The organism is Ruegeria meonggei, assembly GCF_042768335.1.
Lineage (GTDB): Bacteria > Pseudomonadota > Alphaproteobacteria > Rhodobacterales > Rhodobacteraceae > Ruegeria > Ruegeria meonggei.
The window spans coordinates 353,582-372,404 of sequence record NZ_JAXHBT010000002.1; the positions used below are offsets into that span (position 1 = coordinate 353,582).

The window sequence follows — 18,823 nt, forward strand, 5'->3', positions numbered from 1 at the left end:
GTTATCCTCCCTGTCCCCTTAGGGGTTCTTTACTGATTTCAAAGCGTCTTCTGTAAAAATGCGTAGACCCAGATCGGCGCGAAAACCGTGGATTTCCGATACGTCCAGCTCTTGCATGAATTTAAGATTCTCGGGGCTTATGACTTGTCCTGGCACCAATATGGGAAAGCCTGGCGGGTATGGGATGACGAATGTGGCCGAAACCAGCTCTTCGCCTGCTTCCAACCGATCCAGCATGTCCTTGTCGGGCTCGACATAGTCGCAGTTATCCTCGTTATACGACAGGAAAAAGGCGCTGCGGATGTCGCCCGCCTCGGTGCCTTTTTCACAGCGGAACGAGTCGTGGAACCTGCTGAAATCGGGCAGCGGCGGAACGTTTTCGACCAGGTTATTGACCCGCTTGTCAAATGCGAGCCTCTCCATTTTTGACGCATCGTCCATAAGATCGTCCAGTTCTTTGGCGATCTCGACCAGAACTTCGATCAGATAGGCGACCGAACTGCGCGTTGTGCCTATATTGGTCATGAACAAAACCGTATTGCGCGACGTCTTGTTGATCTGGATGCCGTATTTATCCATCAGGATCTTGGTCTTGAACGTATCGCCATCCCATCCGGTTGCACCCACATGCAGAGTGATGCGGGTGGCATCCAATACGAACTCGTCCCGTGACCAGGAATCCCAGACATCCGCCCAGCCCTGATCAGGGTCGAAATAGCTGGTCATCCCACTTTCACGATACTCCTCGGGAATCATGTCGCCCGCAGTTACTAACTTGAAGTATTTCTTCAGCAGCGGATGGGTCGATACCGCCCTGCGGATCGCCATGGCGCTTTCAACTTGCCGTTGAACAAATTCAAAGCCCTCAAGTTCGACCTGTCTGCGCCCGACATCGAGAGAGGCAATGATCTGATAGTTCGGGGAAGTGGACGTATGCGTCATATAAGCTTCGTGAAACGCCTCTTCGACAGACCCCTTAAAACGCTGATCGTTAACGTAAATCATTGATCCCTGGCGCAGAGAAGTCAGTGTCTTATGGGTCGACTGCGTGGCGTAGACCCGTACCCGCGCATCGGGCGGTGCGATTAGGCGGGTATTTAGCCAAACCTCGTCATCAGCGCTTTCCAGCGTTGACTGTTGGGCGTTGTAGGCCTCGGCATGTTCAGGCGTCCGGAACTCTTCGCGCAGGATATTGGCCGACCGCATCGCTGTGCGCACACGCGAATTGGGGGCGAACCTTGCATAGGCGAACCAGGCTTCATCCCACAAAAAAACCAGATCTTTCTTGATCGCCAAACATTCCTGCATCACCCGCTGGACATTGTAGACGATTCCATCAAAGGTGCAGTTGGTCAGCAGCACCATGCGCACCAGGTCCAGCTTACCTTCTGCCCGCAGGGCCAAAAGCTTATGCTTGATCTCGCGGATCGGAACCGCGCCATACATCGAGTATTCGTGTAGCGGATAGCTGTCCATGTAGACTACACTCGCGCCTGCCAACACCATGCCGTAGTGATGCGATTTATGGCAGTCACGGTCGACCAGAACGATATCGCCGGGCTTTACCAGCGCCTGAACAACGATCTTATTGCAGGTCGAGGTGCCATTTGTGGCAAAGAACGTCTGTTTCGAACCAAAGGCGCGAGCGGCGGCCTCTTGGGCTTCCTTGATTGGACCCTTGGGTTCCAGCAGGGAATCCAACCCGCCCGAGGTGGCAGATGTTTCCGCCATGAAGATGTTCGAGCCGTAGAACGCCCCCATATCCTGAATCCAGTGGCTACGCGTGATGGATTTTCCACGGCTGATCGGCATAGCGTGGAACACACCCGTCGGCTGCTTGGAGTATTCCTTGAGCGCAGTGAAGAACGGTGTTTTGTAGCGACGCTGCACACCGCGCAGGATGTTGAGGTGCAATTCCAGAAAATCTTCCTGGTTATAAAACACGCGCCGGCACAGGCCCAGATCAAGCCCGGCGATGTCTTCGGCAGATCGGTCGGTGATCAGATAGGCATCCAGTTCCGGACGCAACATGCCGATCCGGCGGCAGGTTTCAGGTCCGTATTCCGATGGCGTCAATTCTTCTAGATCCGCCCCTTCGCCATAGAGACTCATGTAGCGGCCCAAAACATTGGTCTCGTTCTTGGACTTCAAGCCCAGACCCGGACGGACGATGACAGCCTGCACATTCTGGTTGAACAGGACCCCGATCAACGCATCCTCGACACTGGGCACAACGACGGTTTCATAGATGAACGGGTCTTCGCTGCGGCGCATGCGCTGAAGGCTGGTTTGTAAGAACTTTTCCTGCTGTTCGTTGACATTGTCGACGATCATCACCTCAAAATACGGTCGTCCCAATGCCCGTGCTTCATGGGTCTGGGTAGACTCGTCTTCGAATTCGTCGCCTTCGGTCTCATCCGCGATCAGCGGAATTGAACGGCGGCGAAAGGCCCCAGAGGTCAGCGCGCGGGACACCCGGCGCACTGCGGTTGAAAAATCCGTGAAGTTGCCATGCTCAAGCAATCGGCGCAGGTAGTCAAAGGCAGATCCGCCGGGAAAGGCAAAATACATCTCGATCGGGGTCAGCGCCTTCATCAGTTGCAGGGCGCGCACGCGATGTTTTTCGTCACCGTCGCGGTACAGAGATTCAGCCGTTTCCCGCAGCGCGCTCCATCTATCAGCCCTCAATTGTGAGGCACTATAGTAATCCGAGATTGTTGGGAGCTTTTCGCTTTCGGAATTTCCGTACATGAAATTTGTCCTTTCTGCCGATGCCGAAAAGCTGGGCCGGTATCAGTCTGTGCCAGAGCGCCCTTTGTAGAGGTACAGATTGTCGGGCTTGGTCACGGCGTCTTCGCTATATCCCAGCGCCGTTCTGGGATCGGATGCAGCGACGCCCGCGACGTCTCCTTTCTGCGGAATGCGCAGCGGGCCCAGCGTATGCAAATAGGCATCCGCGCCGCTGGAGCGGTCATAGATCGGGAAGTCCGCCTCGCGGTCGCGGAAGCTTTTGAGAACTTGGCCCAATCCCTTCAGGCCAACTTCACGCTGACGACGCACCTGGTCCAAATCGATCTCGATGGGGAAAATATCTTCTTGTCCAGCCGACTGGTGCAGAACGGTGGCTGAAGGATCGACCACAAGCGAGCGGCCAACACCCCCGGCAGCCAGACCGTTCACGTCGAATACGTAACACTGGAACTGCGCGGCCGTGGCCTTGGCAATTGACAGCTCGGCCTCGCGGTCGGTGGTACCGGTCAGCACCGGGTGCAGTAGCACTTCGACCCCCTGACTGGTCAGGTGTCGGGTGGTTTCGGGGAACCAAATATCATAACAGATCGATAACCCGAAACGGCCCACGTCGGGCACGTCAAAGATGCAGAATTCGGTGCCAGACGCAATGTTCTGCTCATACGGCTTGAACGGGAACATTTTCGAGTATTTCGAGACAATCTCACCATCGGGATTGATAACCACGGATGTATTGAAAACTCGGCCATCCTCGCTTTTTTCGAACATCGACCCTGGGATCAGCCAAATTCCATAGCGCCGCGCCGCGTCCTGAAACCGCGAAAGGTCGTCGTTGGGGAACGGCTGCGCAAACCGGTCGAGCGGACCATAAGGAGCAAGCTCGCTGAACAGGGCCATCTGCGTCCAAGGGAACCGCGCCATCATCACATCGACCCGATGCAGCATCGCCTCGACATTCGAGTGCATCGCGCCGACATGCATCTGAATTCCAGTTATCGCAAAGGGGGTCATTTTCTGTTTCTTCTCTTTTTCTTGCCGATTGCGATCGCTGTTGTGATCCTGCGTTCTCTATCGGAACATAAAACTGCGCGTTGGCGCAAGCCTGCTGTCCACAGACGTTGATTTATCGAGGCAAGGTCTTTCACCTGACCTCTTTTTCGACGGCATCCTCGCCCGACGCCCCAACAAAATCGATATCATTGCGGACCCAGAAGAACCGGAACCCGCAACTGCGCAGCCACTTTTCCAGCCGGTCGAGGCTGGACCATTCACGGCGAAGCCCACGTGTGGATTCAACCAGTGCCCATTGGCCATCGACCAGGAAATAAACCGTCCAGGTGTTAGGATGTGCCGAATGATTGGCGAACCCACCGCTTACCACCTCGCGCGCCGTGCGGACGGCGACGGGATAGTCACCTGTACGGCCTTCGGCAGCCAGAATGGCCAGATCGTTCTGGCGGATCGTGAAGGTCGGATAGGGGGCGTCTGTCATAGACCGCACTCCCTGCGTTCCGCCGAAGGTCCAACCAGGTCGTTGATCATGCAGCCTCTATCTGCGCAGCATCCACAAGCTCTTTGCGGCGCTCTCTGATATCTGCTGCTTTAAGGTTTTCAAGGCGCGTTGCCAACGTCCAGACATGGCCAAACGGGTCCTCAACCGTGGCACATCGCTCGCCCCAATAGGTGTCGTTTGCGGCCGCAACCAGGTTGGCGCCGCTGTCCAATACCGTCAACAGCACGGCATCAACGTCTTCGACGTACATATAAAGACCGACCGGCGTGACGGTTCCTGGGGAGGTCGGGATATGCGCACCCCAGCCTGCGGTCAAGAACAGCATCGAATTACCGATCTTGATTGCGGCAAAGCCGGGGGCTTCGTCCGGGTCATGGGTCTCAATCTTGGCATCAAAGGCGTTCTCGTAGAATTGCAGCGCTGCCGGAACGTCAGCGACGGCGAGCGATGCAGTGCAAGTACGATAGCCACGGGGCAGTGTGGCAGGCTTCTTCTTCATGTCCGAAATCTCCGACTTGGGTGGCGGTCACCCGATGAGATATGCAGGGAAACTCCCGCACTATGCACCATACTGTGGATTGGCCCTCAAAAATATGCAACACCATGATGCATAGTGAGGGAATTTTCTTGACCCACTCAGAATGCCATAGGGGTAAAGGAGCCAAAGTTGCGGCATTTTTTCGGGCCTACCTGCCGAAACCGATGCGGCGCGCGGCTGTCAAAGTAATACGCATCCCCCGGCCCCGGACTTTGCGTCGAACCCTCACTGACACTTCGACCCGTCCCGATATGACGACCCCGCCCTCTTCGGCCTCGTGGCCATACACCACACGTCCGGTATAAGCACTCAGATCATAGAATTCCTGCGACAGAACCGGTTCAACTTATGCCAGGCTTGTTCAAGGCCTTGCACGGTCAAATTGACCGACGGCGCAGGCAAGGGCATCGGACTGGCCAGTTCTTGTTACTGGGTTCGGCCTCGAAAACGCTTTTGCACCAAAGTGCGGAATCCCTGGCGGGACGGGTCAGCTATCACGAACTGACGCCTTTCACCTTGTCAGAAACCGGTGCGGACGCGATCTCAGGTTCTGCCGCAAAGTTTTTGTCTGGCTGAAGAACGGCCTTCGCTGGACGCACTTATGCTGCGAGTGCGGCGAACTGCTTGAAAGCGGAGACGCTGGTTTGTCCGAACTGGCCCTTGCGGATCATGTGCGTGACCTCGATCCCAGCTAAGGTTGCTGCCGCAGAATGGAAGGCTTTGAAGCCAAGCATGGGCCGCGTGATGCGCTTAATGAAACGATGACCCTGCTCGACGATATTATTCAGATACTTGGATTGAACGACGTCTATGATCCGACCAACTCCCGTGAACTTAAGGATGGCATTTAAGCTCTGAAGGCCTGCCAAATTGGCACCGCTCTTGTCGATGGCAATTCGGCCTGGAACACCGTTGTTGCCAACGGCACGCTTGAAAAACCTTCGCGCAGCAGCGGTATCGCGGCGCTCTGACAGCATGAAATCAAGGGTTTGGCCGTCACGGTCAACTGCACGGTAATGGTACATCCATTTTCCGCGAACTTTGATATAGGTTTCATCCATCCGCCAGGAAACGGCTGTTGACCTCTTCCTGGCCTGCGCATTTGCAGCAATCAATGGTGAGAATTTCACCACCCAGCGGTTCAGTGTGGCATGGTCGACATCGACGCCACGCTCGGCCATGATTTCCTCAAGGTCTCGATACGAAACCCCATAACGAACATAGAAAAACACAGCGAATAAGATCACGCTTTTGGGGAAATGGCTCCCTTTGAAGTCAATCGGCACGGTTGGCTACTCGCTCGCAAACTCAAAAGCCCGCATCTACTACGCCCGAGCCAGCCCGGCCAACTGAAAAAACTTTGCGACAGAACCTACTACAGCCACGAATTTGAGTCAGTACGCATGGAGGCACAAGTCGCCCTAGTAAATTCGCCCTGCTGGGATACGTTCTACTGCTCGATATGCAGCCGGTAAGACAGAGCCCGACACGGCAAATAACATTGCTAATTTTTTTCATCCCGTTCAGGCTGGGTTGTAACTAACTCGCCCGTTAGGTGGGATTACAAGAACAACTTGGGAGAGTGCGATGAAGACTGACGTCCCTGAAGGCGCTCGTGCACCTCATTTTTGGGAGGCAATGATATCGCTCTTTTCGCTTGTTGTCGGAATTAGCATATCAATCGTTGTCTACGGGCTTGATCCGCATATCCCAATGCTGCTGGGTGTATTCGTAGCATCTCTGATTGCGCTGCGCTGTGGTTTTAGCTGGCAAAACATTCAAAACGGCATGGTGCGCGGCATTACCAATGCGCTGCCTGCGACAATCATTCTGATCATTGTAGGAATTCTGATTGGCGTCTGGATCTTGGGTGGCGTTGTACCAACTTTGATCTACTACGGGTTGACTATTCTATCGCCTTCGATTTTCCTGCCGGTAACAGTCGTAATCTGTGCGCTTACTTCGCTTGCAACGGGCACCAGTTGGGGGACTACGGGCACGATTGGTGTGGCCTTGATGGGCGTTGGCGCGGGACTTGGCTTCCCACTTCCATTGGTTGCAGGCGCGGTTTTGTCGGGAGCCTATTTTGGCGACAAGATGTCGCCACTTTCAGACACAACCAACATGGCTCCTGCTTTGGCTGGCACCGATCTGTTCACGCACATCAAGCACATGTCATACACCACAGGCGTTTCTATCACATTGACCCTTATCATCGAGATCATTTTGGGTCTGCAATACAGCGGTGGTGAGGGGGATGTGGAACGGGTTTCGAGCATTCTTGCTGTCCTGAATGAAAACTACACAATCAATATTGCAATGATCCTGCCGCCATTGATTGTATTATTTGTATCTTATCGCAAGATGCCCGCGATCCCTGGGATTACACTTGGCGTTATCGCAGGGGCCATGTTGGCTGTTGGTTTGCAAGGGGCCAACTACGACGCACTTGTAAACGCGGCTTTCGGAGGCATTGAATCCACTACGGGTAATGCCGATGTTGATAGCCTTTTGTCACGCGGCGGTATGGACTCGATGATGTATACCATCAGCCTGGTCATTGTCGCGATGATGTTTGGCGGCGTCATGGAGCGCACCAACCAACTCAAAGCAATCGCGGACAAAGTACTGTCGATGGTCAAATCTGATGGTGGTCTAATTGCATCCACAGTATTCACTGGCATCGGTGCAAACATGATATTGTGTGATCAATATATGGCCATCGTTATGGGCGCACGGACGTACGCCCAGGCTTACAGCGACCGTGGTCTAGCGCCCGAAAACCTATCTCGCGCGGTGGAAGATTCCGCAACTGTCACAGCCAACCTTGTGCCTTGGAATTCAGGTGGGGCATACCAGGCGGCAACGCTTGGTGTTGCAACACTCGCATACCTGCCCTTTGCATTCTTTTGCTGGCTATCTCCGATTGTTACTCTGCTCTTTGGATATATGGGGTGGACAATCTGGAGAATAGCACCAGCGGAAACAGGGGCAGACAGCACCATAGGCGCACCGGCTGAATAACCGTACGAAATAAGCAAAAAATAACCGGACCAAGCGTGGTTCGGCTAGATGGCACTCGGACGAGTCGGGTCTGTACGTTGCATACGGCATATTAGTTCCGGGGCTTCAGATCGATCGACTGCAGACATCGGGCAATTGCAGCGAAAGGTCGGTATGTCCGCAGATTTCCTGTTCGGATTGCACGTGATTTCGCGTCTGCGGCGAATGGCAGGAATGCGGGCTGCTACCGCAGCGTCTCGATTGGGTGCTGAATGTCGGCTCTGGGCCGATCTCGATGGTAGCCCTGGCCTTCCACAATAAAGATTCTGCACCGGCTACGATGTCCGTGAAGAGCCCTTTTTGACCGATGCTGCGGTGGACGCGAATGTCAGCCTCCAACGATGCAAGGCGTAGCATAAACTGTCGGCTCGATGGGCGTGCCGTCATTTTCGGTAGCATGACGATCAAAGGTCTTGAAACCCGGGGGTAAGATTGTCCCCGATCGTGCCTCGGAAACAAAGATATGTTTGGTGTTCCCTACAGTTGCGGTGATCGACCTCGGATCATCCAAGGTTCCGATATAGATACCGATCCGGTCCGGCCAACGCTCGAAGGTTAAGGCCAGTTTGGTGCCGCAGCTACTACAGAAATGGACATTGATGTTCTTGCCACTGCCATCAGAAGGCAGCGTATATGCCTTGGCGTCAGAACCCGACAAGACAAAGGAGTCCCGTTCAAAGATTGGCTCGATCATCCGATCTGACCCTGTGGCGCGCTGGCAGAACCGACAATAGCAAATTGTAATCCAAAGCGGTTCGCTTCCGGTGTCGTAGGTTACATTGCCGCAAAGACAGCGCCCTATGAGACTGGCTGACATGTTGTTCTCCTCGCTGTTGAATCAATGGGCCAAACTCAATTCCGGGCCTGCGACACAGCCGCTAGTTGACGAGCTTCTTCTGAGCAGCGAACGGGCTGAGACCAAGCCAAGTCTGAATGGTCGAAGAAATTTCACGCGAACCCGAAAACTCAAACTTCTCTTGTTCTGCGGAAACATCAGTGACTCCCATCCAGATCGCAGTCATCGTCCGCAGGTCTGTTGACACGTAAAGGTCAACTTCAAACCCTGGATCGGCCCAACACAGGTCCACCTCGCCAGCCGGTTCGATCACTAGCCACCAGTCACGCTTCGTGGACGGTAGGTCGTGGTACATAAACTGGACCACAGTGCGTCTTTCCGGCAGCGGCTTGGGGTTCAGGTTCCGCCGCATGTCCCACATGAGAAGTGATGGATCGAGATTCTTGAGCGATAAAGACGATTCCACCCATTTTTGACCCCAAATTCCCATAGCGATGACGACTTCGCGCAGGTCGCGGCCCGCTTCGGTCAGGTGGTATTCGAAAACACCACGTTCTGTCGGAGCGGGTTTTCTTTCAACGATTCCGGATTCTTCCAAGGATTTTAAGCGTTGCGATAGCAACGTCGGTGACATCTTGGGGACGCCCCGTCGGATATCATTGAACCGTGTGGATCCCGCGATCAACTCGCGCATCAACACCATAGTCCAGCGGGTACAGAGAACCTCGGCCGCCATCGCGAGCGGGCAGAATTGTTTGTAGCCGTGCTGCACCATGTCATTCACCCCAATCCATCTGCTGACAGTCTAACCGTCTTGGTGGCTGGGCATAGTCCAGAAACTGTACTACCCGATTCAGTTTCGTGACTGGAGGCGATGGGAATTCCTTTGGTAGCCTGTTCGGAGATGGCTAAGCCAATTCGGTCAGCAACAGAACGGGAGAAGAATCATGAGTGTCTTTCTAATTGCAGATATCAAAATCACAGATGACGGGTGGGTCCCGGAATATGCCGCGAACGTTCACAATTTGGTGGAAAAACACGGTGGCAAATACCTGTCTCGGAGCGGGAATATTGAAACCCTCGAAGGTGAAGAGAAAGGCAGCACTCTTATCGCAATTCTTGAGTTCCCGACCCGGGAAGCACTCGATAGCTTCGCCACCGACCCTGACTATGCGCCGTATAGCGAAGCACGCCAGTCGGGAAGCGTCTCAAATTTTCATGTCATTGACGATACGGACATCGCTGGCGCAATCCCCTACCTGAAGGCGGGGTGACCCGATCCAATGTCCGTCGTCAGGGTTTTGCGCCCGCAGCGAATGGCAGCAAGGCGGGCTGCAATCGCAGCATCTTGACCGGTCGGTGAGTGGCAGGAATGAGCCGAGTGCAGGCGACAAGCCGGTTTAGCTCGTCGCCTGCTCAGGCTATGAAATTGATCCACCGTTCAGGATTCAGTCGGACCCCAAGGCGACTCCCGGTAAGCTTTAGCCCGGACCGGCACCCGCGCGCGATTGTTGGTCAGAAGCTACAAGTATCGGCCAGGCTGCTGCGTTTAGCGCATCCCATTGGTCGGGCAGCACGGCGATGCCCTTTTCAAGCGACAGATTGTAGTTGGCTTCCAGTTGCGTCGCCGAAACCTCAAGCCGCTTCACCTCCGGTTGTTCCGCCTGATGGGTCACCGCATCCGCCAACAGGGCAGGCTGGGTGGTGCACATGATAGTGACGGTTGAACATTCCCTTCCCACGTTGGTCTTTTCCACGCGCCAGTAGTGCGGAAAGATCGCCCCGCTTTCAAAACTGGCACCGTGTGATCCGGTCTGATCCGTCCAGTAAGCGGATATGAAGATGCCTTGTTGAGCCACCAGCGACAGGCTGCGCAGGATCAGGTCGGGGTACCGGCAACTGGACAGCTCGACGATGGCAAAGCCTGCTTTCTGTGCCTTGGAAAAAGCCAGATGCGCGGCCAGTGAGCCATGTTCGCAAACATCCGCCCCACCTGCGTCGATGACAGCGATATCATCGTTCTCAAAAACCAAGCGCGGTGTCGCGCCGCCCTTTGGGCCGACGGGCGGCAGGGCTATGCGGTCGAAGCCACCCAAGCCGCACATATGAGACCAAGTGACCAGCTGTGCTGCGTCTTCATAGTCGCCGATATGGTGACCCGCGCCCTCATAGGCGCGCGACAGGGCCGCGATCATTTCGTTACGAGATACTCTCATGCCCGGTCCTCCTTCATCTCGGGTTTCAGTGGCAGGAACCAGCTTTCATATGTCTGGCCGATATCATCGATCAGAGGCGCGCCCTGATACATGGTGTTTCGTACCCAGAGCTTGGAACGCGGATCGAATTTGCCCACGCCGAAGAATGCGAGCTTGCAGCGCAACAGGTCCATCGGACGCACGTTGCGATCCGCCAGGTTGGCCCGGATCTCCGCGTATTTGTGTCGCGACATCGTCTGAATGCGCCGGACGATGCTCTTCATTGCAGGACGGCGCAGCAAGAAATGAACCACATCGCTTTTCGGTTGCTCCGCGAGATCCTCGACCAGCAAATCATAACATTCGCGAACACGTCGCCCGATCGGCAATGGCATTTGCTTTTCGATCCCCGGATCCGCCCCGGCAAAACCCAGCCGCGGCTCCAGCTTTTCCGCTGAGCGATACCAGAAGGCGTCTGAGTTTCTCGGGTCGGAAAAATCAATTGCCAGCGCCCAATCATAGCGAGTTTCGATTAGGTGCCGCAGCGCATCTGTCGCCATGGCCGGATCGATCACCGGGTTGGGAATGACGGCAAAACCTTCTTCCAGATTATTCACCAGCTCGGGGTGAATTTCCAGGCAGATGGCGTGGATCAATTCCTGCGTCTCAAGGCTCCAGACGTCGCGGGCATGATCCGACAGGACCGACCAGGTCTCCAGCGTGTCGCCCTGGCCTGATACCCATGCAATCACATCGTCCAACTCTGCGATCAGCACGCGATTTCGCTCGATCTGCTCGTCGTCACTGGTGACGCTTTCAGCGAAGTGCTGCATCGCTTTTTGGACATGCTCGTGAAATAGGTTGATCCGCCATTCGGTTGGTGCCGCCTTGTGCAGCACCTGCGCCAACGCGGTTTCCCGCTTCTCCACCCATTGGCTGAACAGCTCGCCATGGTTCACCAAATAGGGGGCCATGCCCAGTCCGGTTGAGTTGCCGATCCCGAAAAAGCGTTTCAGGCGATCATCTAACGCCACCGCGGTTTCGGGCGCGCGGGCGCTGGCGATGTGATCGATCTGATCCAGGCTGAACTGGCGCAGCATGTAGCAGATGAACATTTCCGGCGCGAAGGGGCGATTGAAATCCGCAAACTTACTGCGCACCTTGTTCCAGTCCGCCATGCCCAGCTTGCCGCTGCCATAGACTGCTGTGGTGCGATAGAGGTACCCGACCTCTGCAATCCGATCGGCATCCGGCTGGCGACCGGCGCTGAGCTCTTCCAGAACGTAATTGAAGAGACGTGAGCTGCGATTGGCGCGCGACAGGCTGAAGACGCGGGAATCAACCCGACCGGCTTCCTGTTTGGGCACATTGCGGCGCAGGTCTTCGAGCCAAAGGTCATCCACTTCACCTTCACAAAGTGCCATGGTCAGATCCCAGCTCGTCGCGATCACCCGGTCATTGCGGTCTTCGTCCGGCAGCGGGTTGGAAAACAGCACAAAGCTGAAAATGTCATTTGGCGATTCAATCCTGTAGATCGCGGTGCCATATCCGTCATTGTCGAGGTCAAAGAGTGACCGATCGATGGCCCATTCTTCCTTCATGATCCGCCGAACAAGCGTACGCATGAAGCTGAGGGTAGAGGAATGCAGTGACCCAAGCCTGGCAAGGTCCATGACCTCGGCTTCGGGTCGCATTCTGTCCGATAAAGCTGCAAGCATGTTGTGCCCTCCTTGGCTAATGGCGCATTCACCAAATGCTTCACGCAGAGGGAGGGCAAAGTAAAATTTGAAGAATCGAACAGCTTATTTGAAAAACAAATATATCAAGAAACAGACGTGACGGGTTTCACCGTATGGTTTGGAAACATTGAAGAAATTTCATGGGATTGGCCAAGCAGAAATTCTGTGAACTTATCGGCGGCAGAGGAAAGCGGGCGATTTTTCGGGATAATAAGCTGCAGTTCCCGATAAAGCTCCGGCTCAGAAAGGCTCCGGTAAACCAGCGATGGATTTAGATAATCCGGGGCAGCCAATGCGGGCAGGGCAGAAACCGCTTCGCCGCTTTCGATGATACCGACCAATGCCGCAATCGTGAGCACGGTAAAACCGGGCGACAGAATACAAGTTGGCAAGCCCTCAACACCCTTGGTCAAGCGGCTGGTTCCGGTATCTGGCGCCATGCCGACAAAGGACAAATCCGTCAAGTCGGACCAGGTCAAAGGGTTTTTGCGTCGCGCCAGTTTGTGATCACCTCGGCAGATCAACCCCATCTGATCCCGCAAGAATGGCCGGTAGTTGAGCTCTGGATTGTCCGACCAACTGTTGGAAATCCCGAAGTCCGCGTCTCCGTTCAAAACCTGTGCCTCGACGCCGCGCCCGTTATCGTCCTGCATGTGGATTTTCACATTGGGCGCCAGCGCTGAATAGCTGCGTATGGCTTGCGGCAAGACCCGAATGGCGACAGAGGGCAGTACCGCGACATTGACACGGTTTTTCTGCTTTTCCGCGCTTGTGCGGGTTGAAAGGATGGCGCTTTCCACATCCGCCAGTATCTTTTCCGCTCTCGGGAGAAACTCCTGCCCCAGAGGTGTCAAAGAAACGGATCGGGTTGTCCTGGAAAGCAACGGGACACCAACGATTTCTTCAAACTGCTGAATACTCAGTGAAAGGGCAGGTTGTGAAATTGCAAGTTCCTGTGCTGCCCCGCTAAAGGACCCGCATTTGGCGACGCTGACAAAAGCACGGAATTGCTTAAGTGAAAGGTTGCGGGCGATCTTATTGTCCATGTTGTCACCATACCTGTCTTGGGATTCACGTTGAACAGGACAAAACGCCTATGGGCTAGAGTTCACCCAGTTGACTAGAGTTTCTGTACGATTGTTTTGTCCAGATCTTCCATCGTCATCTGCTCCAAATTGCTGCACATCGCACGAATGTCTGCTTCGGGGAGGTGGTTAGACTAAATTTTGGAAGGCGCGAACGGCGGCAATGGGCCGAGTTTATCAACCGGTCTGTTCGAACAATAACAGTAGGTGCGTTTCGATCCGGTCAATCAAAGTTGATTTTTTCAGGTGCGCGCGCTCCAGCCTTACCGACAACTCTTCAAGCGCTGGAAATCCGTCAGCTTTCGTCAGTTCCTGCATTGGAGGCACGATGCTGCTGCGCATCATAGCACTTATGGCGATGCCGCTTTGCACCGCGCCGCGCAAACCGGTCATGCTACGGCTGATAACAACCGTCCGATGGTTTCGCTGCATCTCAGCAAGTGCTTTGAACATACGTGACGAATATCCGTCATTCTCATCCCATATTGCGATAGGGAGTGGGTCTTGCAGGTGCAGGTCGCTGCCTTCACGGCCAACCCATACGATCTGGTCCCGAAATGCCACGCGCCCATCCGCAACTGGACCCTCGCCCTCGGTCACAAAGGCCAGGTCAACCGATCCTTCGGCCAGATGCCGTACCAGTTGGCGGGATTCGTCCAGAACAAGATTGATGGTTGCCGCCGGATAAAGCTCGGTAAAGCTGCGCAAAACCTCGGTCAGGATTTTCGGCGCATAGTCTTCGGGCACACCGAGCACGACAACGCCATCAACCTTGCCCACGTCAAATGCCGCCTTGGCATCAGCCACGCTCTCCAGAATCCTTACAGCATGAGATTGTAGCAAGATTCCGTGCTCTGTCATTTCCAAAACGCCACCACCGCGCACGAACAACGGCCGACCCAGGGACATTTCAAGCCTTTGCATCTGTAGGCTGATCGCTGACTGGGTCCGCCCCACGCGATCAGCTGCTGCGGTAAAGCTTTTCGTCTCGCAGATTGCCAGGAATGTCTTCAGCAAATCGGTATTCATCGGGCCCCATGAGAATCGCTCATGGACCATGTTTACACTACTCGTTGGCTTTTTCACCGAGCCCGACGCAAGCATCACGACGTCAAGTTCAAGGGACTGAAAAGGAAAATACGATGGTTGATCTTGTGATTCATGCCGCCTCAATGGCGGATCGAACGGCGCTCAGATTGATGCAGGCGCAAGCGATGCGCAGGTTGGGTGCAGACTTTTACTCACGCAATGCAATCGACGCCTTCATTTCTGAAATCGGTACCATGGATGATCATCTGATCGAAGATGGCACCTATCTGATCGCCTCGCTAGGGGGCATTCTTGTAGGCTGTGGCGGGTGGTCAACGCGACAGGCGTCCTACAGTAAGTGCAATGCGGTTGAGACTGCTGTGACCTCTCCAAGAGCAACGGTGCGCAGCGTTTATGTCCACCCGACCTGGGCGAGGCGGGGCATCGGCGGCAGGCTGATGCACCGGATCGAAGAGGACATCGCGATCGCGGGGTTTGCCAAGGCGTCACTGACAGCGACCCTCTCCGGTATGCCGCTTTATCAACATCTGGGGTATCAGCCGGGACGACCGGTGACCCTCACACTACCCGGCGGCATAAATTTCGGCGCACTGGAAATGGCTAAGTCCTTGACACTTGCAGTCTCACAACAAGACGCTGCCGCCTGAGGGCCGTCCTTAGCGTTGGTAGTATTGGACGCTCAAGCACTTATGATTTGGCGGCATAAATCAATTCAGAAATTTAAGCTGTCGCCACTTACTCGCGTTCATTTATGTAAATCAAAGCCTCAGAGTTCGCATTACCAGCGATCCATTCCCTGAACTTACGCACTTTTGTATCATTCCATCTGTCACGTGGGCCAATGAGCGAGTATTGTCCGTATGGCTCTGCGCATTTCATATGCGCGAGTGGCAGCACAAGCGTGCCAAGTTCCAATTCTTCCCGGCACAATGCCAAATCTGCCATAACGATACCCGATCCCATGACAGCAGCCTTGGTGGCCATATCCAGATTTGGGAAAGCTTCTCCGCGTGTGGGATCGATCTCCTTGACGCCGAACTTCTGCACCCACGTGGCCCAGTCTTCCTTCCTAGGGTTTTCATGCAGGAGCTTGAACTTACAGATATCCTCTGGGGCAGAAATCGATTTCTCGCCTTCCAAAATACTTGGTGCGCAGGCAGGTGACAGGATTGCCGGGAACAAAGGCAGCGTCACAATATCAGAGGATCTTCCAGGTAAGTTCTCCACAGATATGCCGAGATCGTATTCCGAAGTATCAAAGCCTTTTTCACCGTAGAAATCGGTCGTTAGGCGAACGCGGATTTCGGGGTGCATATCACGAAACAGCTCCAGTCTGGGAAACAACCAGCGTATTGAGAGCGCGGGAGGGCAGATTATCCTCAACTCAGACGCGTCCGCAGAAATGTTCTCACATTTACTGGCCATCGCTCCGAAGGATTGAGTTAGGATAGGTAGTAACTCGCTCCCGGCCAAGGTCAGTTCTACGCCCTTGTGGTTTCGTCGGAACAAATTCACACCCAAGTGCTCTTCCAACAGTTTTACGTGTCGGCTGACCGCACCGCGCGTGACGCAAAGCTCGTCTGCCGCTGCAATAAAGCCGTTGTGCCGAGCTGCAGCCTCGAACGCTCTGAGTGAATTGAGTGGCGGTAATCGCATTTCTTCACTTGGTTTAGTTTTTCTACCCCAAGTTAGGAGAAATCTTGGTTTGAAAGCAAGCGTTGCAACACCCAAAGTACAATCAAGAGCGAAGCTTAACGTTGGAAAAGCGCATGTATTCAGATATCAAGCATACACAGAGGCGGTCAAAGCATCCATTCGGCGAATTGCTTAAGATACGAAAGGTGATCAGGTTTTTTGATTCGAAACTGACAGCATATCGAGTCGAATGGCGGATGGAGGAGGAATTGAACAGATTGGCGGAGACGTCTCCGCACCTGTTAGAAGATATCGGTGTTGCTGAAGAAATCGACGGCGATAGCCAGTAAAGTCGTATGGAGGTTTTGGTCTCCTGCAATTAATACGCAATGCTCAAATTGCTGAAACGTGCATCAATGTCCGGTTTCGGGAAACCGACAAGGGTAAATTTGGTTCATCCAAATGTCTCCTTAGGGCCGCGAGCGTCGCACTCATTACCTACGAAGCCATGGATTCTGCGTCATACCCGTCGTCAGCAACGATCCCCGCTATGTACATCCGAATCTCGATAATCAACGGCGGCTTGTAGATCGAAACGTTGGCGAAACTATCCGTCTTAAGGCCAATCACAGGAAAGCGCTCGCCCTTTCAGGCGGCATCGAAGTCGCAGTCGGCCGTTTGAGTCCATCGCATCCACCCACCAGCCGTCCGCTCCCTCTCTGGTTAACATCAGGAAGCCGAAGCCACTATCGTTGACCACGGTACTGGCCAAACTTCCGGCAACTTCAAGGTTGTTCTCCATGCTAGTTGGCATTGGATCAAGCAGCGTCCCGCCGTTACCGCTGATCAACTGAACCGGACCATTGGCCAAATCGATCCCCTGAAAGGCATGGATATGGCCAGACAGAACAAGGTTCAGTAACTCCGGCATGGTCGCGCTGAATGCCGCACGCTGAGTATCGTCACCATCGATCAGCTCACCAAACGCGTGCATGTTCACCCAAAGTGGGCGATGCGTCAGAAGCCAAGTTTCCTGTTTGATGTTCGCAAACACATCTCTCGCCATGCGCCCGTATATGGGTAGCAACTCGGGGCTACTTTCCGGTGCCGATCCAGCAGATGCATCGAAGGCGATCAAATCTAGGCCGTTGACCGAGGCTACCCAGGGTGCAGTTACAGCTGGGCAATCTGCGGGAAAGGACCGAGGTGCAAAATACCGAAACCAGCCTTTGTCGCCGCGTCCACAGCTTTCGTGATTGCCTCTCAGAAATATGAAAGGGGCAACCGAAAAAAGCTCTTCCGCGGGATCCAACCAGTCCGCTGACCAGGCTTGAAAACTATCGCCGAATGGAGACCCATCGCATTTGTCCGGTTCAGGACATTCCGTTGATCGGTACAGGTAGTCGCCGACGTGGATTATCAGATCCGGCGATCTGGCTGCGATTTCTGCTGCGATCGATTTCAACGGCCAGGCAACTGGATCATTGCAGGCCTGCACCCTGCCGCGCCTAATACGGCATCCGGTGTCACCAATTACGACTATGCGCCGAACGTCTGGATTCAGCGTCGGAAGGATCTTATCCCCAAGCGCTATCTGCTGCGGCGCCACTACGTGATGCTCGCAAACAGTTTCCGGGAAATGCTCCGCTTGTTCGGCGCGTTTGTTCATAGTGACAGAACGACCGTCGACTTGTAGTGCGGGGCAATTCGGCGATCGGGAGATGACGCGTACAATCGTTTCTGTTCTTGGCCCAAGCTGCACCCAATTGTACAGCACTTCAGCTGCAAAGAGCGGAACAGCGAAAGCAAACCACATCCATGCTCCAAAAACGAATGAACCAGTTCTTACTGACAAGCGGGCATCCCTCTTAAATGACAAAACGAATTTACGCTCTGCGACCCGTAAGTCCAGTGGATAGGGAATTCTGCTGAAACGACCGGAAAGAGCGAATTTCAACACTACGACCTAGACCGCAATCTGTGGCTGAGCACCAGTGGTCGCTGATGCCTTGTTTGGGTTGCCGACCTGGCAGACTTCCAACTCAAGCGTATGGTGCGCCTTGCATGAACGTCCGCAATGCGGGCTGCGACCGCAGCACTCAGGACCATTGTTGAGTGGCCGGTTTGGGCCGTTAAGGCAGACGCGATCCGACCTTGGGCACAGGATGCTGCGGTCGCTCCGATGGCCGCGAAGAGCCCTTTCTCCAGGATGCTGCTGTGCGTACGAACGGCGGCAATTTCTTAGTTGATCCGGACGTTTGGTTCACGTCCGTTTTGCGTATTCTTGATCCATTCGGGATGTCCCCGACGACGTGGCCAAGTGGAAGGTTTGCCAGCAGGCTCATCCTTGGCGGAGTAAGTATCGCGCCAAGTTGCCGGTATTTATTCATGCTGTCGTGCGCGTTCCACACCGCCTGCAAGCTTGACGTTTGTCTCATTCCGACACCCAATTGTGATC

General features: G+C 54.4%; 17 protein-coding genes. 4 read left to right on the plus strand and 13 right to left on the minus strand.

Translation table 11 applies throughout. From position 1 onward, the window contains the following. Nucleotides 1-18: 18 nt before the first annotated feature. The 4 genes from SJY13_RS21685 to SJY13_RS21700 all read right to left on the minus strand — a co-directional run bounded on the left by SJY13_RS21685 (nt 19) and on the right by SJY13_RS21700 (nt 4,763). Nucleotides 19-2,751: an aminotransferase class I/II-fold pyridoxal phosphate-dependent enzyme gene (locus SJY13_RS21685; protein ID WP_377194242.1), complete on the minus strand. Its 2,733-nt coding sequence runs from the start codon at nt 2,749-2,751 to the stop codon at nt 19-21. Nucleotides 2,752-2,793: 42 nt separating this feature from the next. Then, entirely contained in the window at nt 2,794-3,762 is a 969-nt protein-coding gene (locus tag SJY13_RS21690) for a carbon-nitrogen hydrolase family protein (RefSeq protein ID WP_377194244.1), read from the minus strand. Nucleotides 3,763-3,892: 130 nt separating this feature from the next. Further along, nucleotides 3,893-4,243, minus strand: a complete 351-nt coding sequence (locus tag SJY13_RS21695; protein WP_377194246.1) for a hypothetical protein — start codon at nt 4,241-4,243, stop codon at nt 3,893-3,895. A 46-nt stretch (nt 4,244-4,289) separates the two neighbouring features. Then, entirely contained in the window at nt 4,290-4,763 is a 474-nt protein-coding gene (locus SJY13_RS21700; RefSeq protein ID WP_377194248.1) for a VOC family protein, read from the minus strand. Between the two features lie 387 nt (nt 4,764-5,150). On the opposite strand from SJY13_RS21700, the gene SJY13_RS21705 reads away from it, so the two are divergent. Next, nucleotides 5,151-5,378, plus strand: coding sequence for an AAA family ATPase (locus SJY13_RS21705; protein WP_377194250.1), 228 nt, complete (start codon nt 5,151-5,153; stop codon nt 5,376-5,378). A 23-nt stretch (nt 5,379-5,401) separates the two neighbouring features. Here the strand turns inward: SJY13_RS21705 and SJY13_RS21710 are convergent, their stop codons facing one another. Further along, nucleotides 5,402-6,088 (minus strand): IS6 family transposase, encoded by a 687-nt coding sequence (locus tag SJY13_RS21710; protein WP_377194252.1) that lies wholly within the window; start codon nt 6,086-6,088, stop codon nt 5,402-5,404. A 301-nt stretch (nt 6,089-6,389) separates the two neighbouring features. On the opposite strand from SJY13_RS21710, the gene nhaC reads away from it, so the two are divergent. After that, nucleotides 6,390-7,826 (plus strand): Na+/H+ antiporter NhaC, encoded by a 1,437-nt coding sequence (gene nhaC, locus SJY13_RS21715; RefSeq protein WP_377194254.1) that lies wholly within the window; start codon nt 6,390-6,392, stop codon nt 7,824-7,826. A 367-nt stretch (nt 7,827-8,193) separates the two neighbouring features. Here the strand turns inward: nhaC and SJY13_RS21720 are convergent, their stop codons facing one another. Then, nucleotides 8,194-8,682, minus strand: a complete 489-nt coding sequence (locus SJY13_RS21720) for a GFA family protein (protein ID WP_377194256.1) — start codon at nt 8,680-8,682, stop codon at nt 8,194-8,196. A gap of 61 nt (nt 8,683-8,743) precedes the next feature. Then, nucleotides 8,744-9,436, minus strand: a complete 693-nt coding sequence (locus SJY13_RS21725; RefSeq protein WP_377194258.1) for a winged helix-turn-helix transcriptional regulator — start codon at nt 9,434-9,436, stop codon at nt 8,744-8,746. A 172-nt stretch (nt 9,437-9,608) separates the two neighbouring features. Between SJY13_RS21725 and SJY13_RS21730 the strand changes: the two genes are divergently transcribed. Continuing rightward, the gene (locus SJY13_RS21730) at nt 9,609-9,935 is read left to right on the plus strand and encodes a DUF1330 domain-containing protein (protein WP_377194260.1); all 327 of its coding nucleotides are present in this window, start codon (nt 9,609-9,611) and stop codon (nt 9,933-9,935) included. Between the two features lie 207 nt (nt 9,936-10,142). On the opposite strand, the gene SJY13_RS21735 is transcribed toward SJY13_RS21730, so the two are convergent. The 4 genes from SJY13_RS21735 to SJY13_RS21750 form a co-directional block, all read right to left on the minus strand. Then, nucleotides 10,143-10,877, minus strand: a complete 735-nt coding sequence (locus tag SJY13_RS21735) for a DUF3726 domain-containing protein (protein ID WP_377194262.1) — start codon at nt 10,875-10,877, stop codon at nt 10,143-10,145. Further along, complete coding sequence (locus SJY13_RS21740; protein ID WP_377194264.1) at nt 10,874-12,574, minus strand: hypothetical protein; 1,701 nt, start codon at nt 12,572-12,574, stop codon at nt 10,874-10,876. The genes SJY13_RS21735 and SJY13_RS21740 overlap by 4 nt, the downstream gene beginning before the upstream one ends. A gap of 104 nt (nt 12,575-12,678) precedes the next feature. After that, nucleotides 12,679-13,641 carry a LysR family transcriptional regulator gene (locus SJY13_RS21745; RefSeq protein WP_377194266.1) on the minus strand — a complete coding sequence of 321 codons (963 nt, stop codon included), beginning with the start codon at nt 13,639-13,641 and terminating at the stop codon, nt 12,679-12,681. A 216-nt stretch (nt 13,642-13,857) separates the two neighbouring features. Continuing rightward, complete coding sequence (locus SJY13_RS21750; protein ID WP_377194268.1) at nt 13,858-14,709, minus strand: LysR family transcriptional regulator; 852 nt, start codon at nt 14,707-14,709, stop codon at nt 13,858-13,860. A 113-nt stretch (nt 14,710-14,822) separates the two neighbouring features. Between SJY13_RS21750 and SJY13_RS21755 the strand changes: the two genes are divergently transcribed. Further along, nucleotides 14,823-15,377 (plus strand): GNAT family N-acetyltransferase, encoded by a 555-nt coding sequence (locus SJY13_RS21755; protein ID WP_377194270.1) that lies wholly within the window; start codon nt 14,823-14,825, stop codon nt 15,375-15,377. Between the two features lie 88 nt (nt 15,378-15,465). Here the strand turns inward: SJY13_RS21755 and SJY13_RS21760 are convergent, their stop codons facing one another. Together SJY13_RS21760 and SJY13_RS21765 are read right to left on the minus strand one after the other, a co-directional pair. Further along, entirely contained in the window at nt 15,466-16,386 is a 921-nt protein-coding gene (locus SJY13_RS21760) for a LysR substrate-binding domain-containing protein (protein ID WP_377194272.1), read from the minus strand. Between the two features lie 595 nt (nt 16,387-16,981). Then, nucleotides 16,982-18,322, minus strand: a complete 1,341-nt coding sequence (locus tag SJY13_RS21765) for a metallophosphoesterase family protein (RefSeq protein WP_377194274.1) — start codon at nt 18,320-18,322, stop codon at nt 16,982-16,984. Nucleotides 18,323-18,823 lie beyond the last annotated feature (501 nt).

What these genes read in the sequence shown, in the direction of transcription:
- SJY13_RS21750 (WP_377194268.1), bottom strand. Translation starts at nt 14,709, where the DNA reads ATGAATACCGATTTGCTGAAGACATTCCTGGCAATCTGCGAGACGAAA.
- SJY13_RS21730 (WP_377194260.1), top strand. Translation starts at nt 9,609, where the DNA reads ATGAGTGTCTTTCTAATTGCAGATATCAAAATCACAGATGACGGGTGG.
- SJY13_RS21745 (WP_377194266.1), bottom strand. Translation starts at nt 13,641, where the DNA reads ATGGACAATAAGATCGCCCGCAACCTTTCACTTAAGCAATTCCGTGCT.
- SJY13_RS21725 (WP_377194258.1), bottom strand. Translation starts at nt 9,436, where the DNA reads ATGGTGCAGCACGGCTACAAACAATTCTGCCCGCTCGCGATGGCGGCC.
- SJY13_RS21695 (WP_377194246.1), bottom strand. Translation starts at nt 4,243, where the DNA reads ATGACAGACGCCCCCTATCCGACCTTCACGATCCGCCAGAACGATCTG.
- SJY13_RS21755 (WP_377194270.1), top strand. Translation starts at nt 14,823, where the DNA reads ATGGTTGATCTTGTGATTCATGCCGCCTCAATGGCGGATCGAACGGCG.
- SJY13_RS21720 (WP_377194256.1), bottom strand. Translation starts at nt 8,682, where the DNA reads ATGTCAGCCAGTCTCATAGGGCGCTGTCTTTGCGGCAATGTAACCTAC.
- SJY13_RS21760 (WP_377194272.1), bottom strand. Translation starts at nt 16,386, where the DNA reads ATGCGATTACCGCCACTCAATTCACTCAGAGCGTTCGAGGCTGCAGCT.
- SJY13_RS21735 (WP_377194262.1), bottom strand. Translation starts at nt 10,877, where the DNA reads ATGAGAGTATCTCGTAACGAAATGATCGCGGCCCTGTCGCGCGCCTAT.
- nhaC (WP_377194254.1), top strand. Translation starts at nt 6,390, where the DNA reads ATGAAGACTGACGTCCCTGAAGGCGCTCGTGCACCTCATTTTTGGGAG.
- SJY13_RS21705 (WP_377194250.1), top strand. Translation starts at nt 5,151, where the DNA reads ATGCCAGGCTTGTTCAAGGCCTTGCACGGTCAAATTGACCGACGGCGC.
- SJY13_RS21685 (WP_377194242.1), bottom strand. Translation starts at nt 2,751, where the DNA reads ATGTACGGAAATTCCGAAAGCGAAAAGCTCCCAACAATCTCGGATTAC.
- SJY13_RS21690 (WP_377194244.1), bottom strand. Translation starts at nt 3,762, where the DNA reads ATGACCCCCTTTGCGATAACTGGAATTCAGATGCATGTCGGCGCGATG.
- SJY13_RS21740 (WP_377194264.1), bottom strand. Translation starts at nt 12,574, where the DNA reads ATGCTTGCAGCTTTATCGGACAGAATGCGACCCGAAGCCGAGGTCATG.
- SJY13_RS21700 (WP_377194248.1), bottom strand. Translation starts at nt 4,763, where the DNA reads ATGAAGAAGAAGCCTGCCACACTGCCCCGTGGCTATCGTACTTGCACT.